The sequence below is a fragment of the Oleiphilus sp. HI0067 genome, from assembly GCF_001635735.1.
The window spans coordinates 1-1,904 of the sequence record NZ_LWFI01001091.1 but is presented as its reverse complement, the minus strand read 5'-3'; the positions used below and the strand labels follow the sequence as shown (position 1 = coordinate 1,904).

Below are 1,904 nucleotides of genomic sequence, written 5' to 3'. Positions count from 1 at the left end.
ACGACCAAGAAGAGGCCCTGAGTATGGCCGATAAAGTGGTTGTGATGAATCAAGGCAGAATTGAACAATGTGCTTCGCCTAATTTGGTGTATCGCAAACCGGCATCAGAATTCGTTGCAGACTTCGTTGCGTCGATGAATATTTTCTCGCTTGAAGCTGAGCGTGAAAGTCAGGCGACGAAAGACTTGCAGACCCATTTAGATCTTCATTCGACAAGTGCTTCTCTCGCAATTCGTCCAGAGCATTTGGTGTTAGAGGGTGATGTAGAGTTCGGTCTTGCGAGTGAGAAAGGCGTCGTTGTCTCAGCTCGCGTCGAGGCAATTGAGTATTTCGGCCGATTCGTTTCTATTCAATTGGTATGTGATGCTTGGGGTAAGAGTCTCGAAATAGATTTGCCATCTACCAAGCTGCAATTTTTTGACTTGAGTTTAGGCGCACAGCATAAAGTTGCCTTGCCGAAAGAAGCGCTGCATGTGTTTTCTCAAGATGCGGAGACGGCTTAGTGACTACCTTAACTTTAAATCTTCGTTCTTGGTTTAACGGTTTATCTGAAACGGATCGAACTATCCGCTTGTTTGTTCAGTTGGGTGTTATTGGGGCATTGAGTGTCGCAATTTTGCTCCCTTTGTTTTCTTTACTGAGTAAAAGTGTTGAGGATAGTGATGGACACTTTGTTGGTCTGGATAACTTTTTAACGTATTTTGGTTCGCAGGGTTTACAGCAGTCTTTATCTAACTCCTTGTTTATATCTTTGGTCGTGACTTTAATTGTCGTGGTCTGCGCATTTCTTTACGCCTATGTACTAACGCACTCTCGCATTCCTGCAAAAGGGCTGTTTAGATTTTTAGCGATGTTGCCGCTGTTAGCGCCTTCTTTACTGCCAGCTATCGCGTTGATTTATATCTTTGGTAAGCAAGGTTTTTTGCGAGAATGGTTGTTCGGTGCCGAGATATACGGCCCTATTGGAATAGTGATGGGGAGTGTATTTTGGATTTTTCCGCACGCGTTCATGATTCTTTATACCGCTCTACGCCAGAACGATGCGCGCTTATATGAATCAGCAAATGCTTTGAAAACGAGTGCTTTTCGAACCTTTATGACGGTTACGCTGCCGAATGCTCGTTACGGACTGATTAGCGCTGCACTTGTTTCATTTACTCTTATGATTACTGACTTTGGTGTTCCCAAAGTGATTGGTGGTCAATATAACGTGCTCGCCACTGACATTTACAAGCAAGTTATCGGGCAACAGAATTTTCAAATGGGAGCGGTGGTGAGTCTCGTGTTATTGGCGCCTGTATTAATCACCTTTGTTGCTCAGCGTTATGTCGAATCGAAGCAAAAAGTCACCGTAACATCTAGCAGCAAGCCTTATTTGCCCTCTAAAAAGCTATCGCGTGATTTACTCGGTCTTTTGGTGTGTCTGCCTATTCTGGCATCGATGCTGCTCGTAGTTGGTACCGCGATTTATGCGTCTTTCGTGACTTATTGGCCTTATAATTTGTCATTTTCTCTGAACAATTATCAGTTTGATTTGATGGATGGCGGAGGCTGGGCCTCGTTTGGTAACTCTTTGCAGATGGCAGCTTGGACAGCTTTATTCGGCACTCTATTGATTTGGTTTGTCGCATACTTTAATGAGCGAGCTGCGCAGAATGTCTTCTTGAAGCGAATTGTTCATGCGCTCGCAATTTTGCCAATGGCTGTTCCTGGCATGGTGCTGGGTTTAGCATACATCTTCTTTTTTAATCAGCCTAACAATCCTTTGAACAGTGTGTATGGAACAATGACGATATTAGTTCTTTGTACTGTTGCGCACTTTTATACCGTGAGTCATCTAACGTTTTTAACTGCGTTGAAGCAGCTAGATAAGTCTTTTGACGAAGCAGCTGAGTCGATGAAGG

Annotated in this window: 2 protein-coding genes; both read left to right on the top strand. The window is 43.9% G+C overall.

The genetic code is table 11. From position 1 onward, the window contains the following. On the top strand, positions 1 to 503 hold a 503-nt coding region (locus tag A3739_RS15755), incomplete at its 5' end, for a TOBE domain-containing protein (protein WP_304440281.1). Continuing rightward, a partial coding sequence (locus A3739_RS15750) for a putative 2-aminoethylphosphonate ABC transporter permease subunit (protein ID WP_068501981.1) occupies positions 503 to 1,904 on the top strand: 1,402 nt, incomplete at its 3' end. The genes A3739_RS15755 and A3739_RS15750, both read left to right, overlap by 1 nt.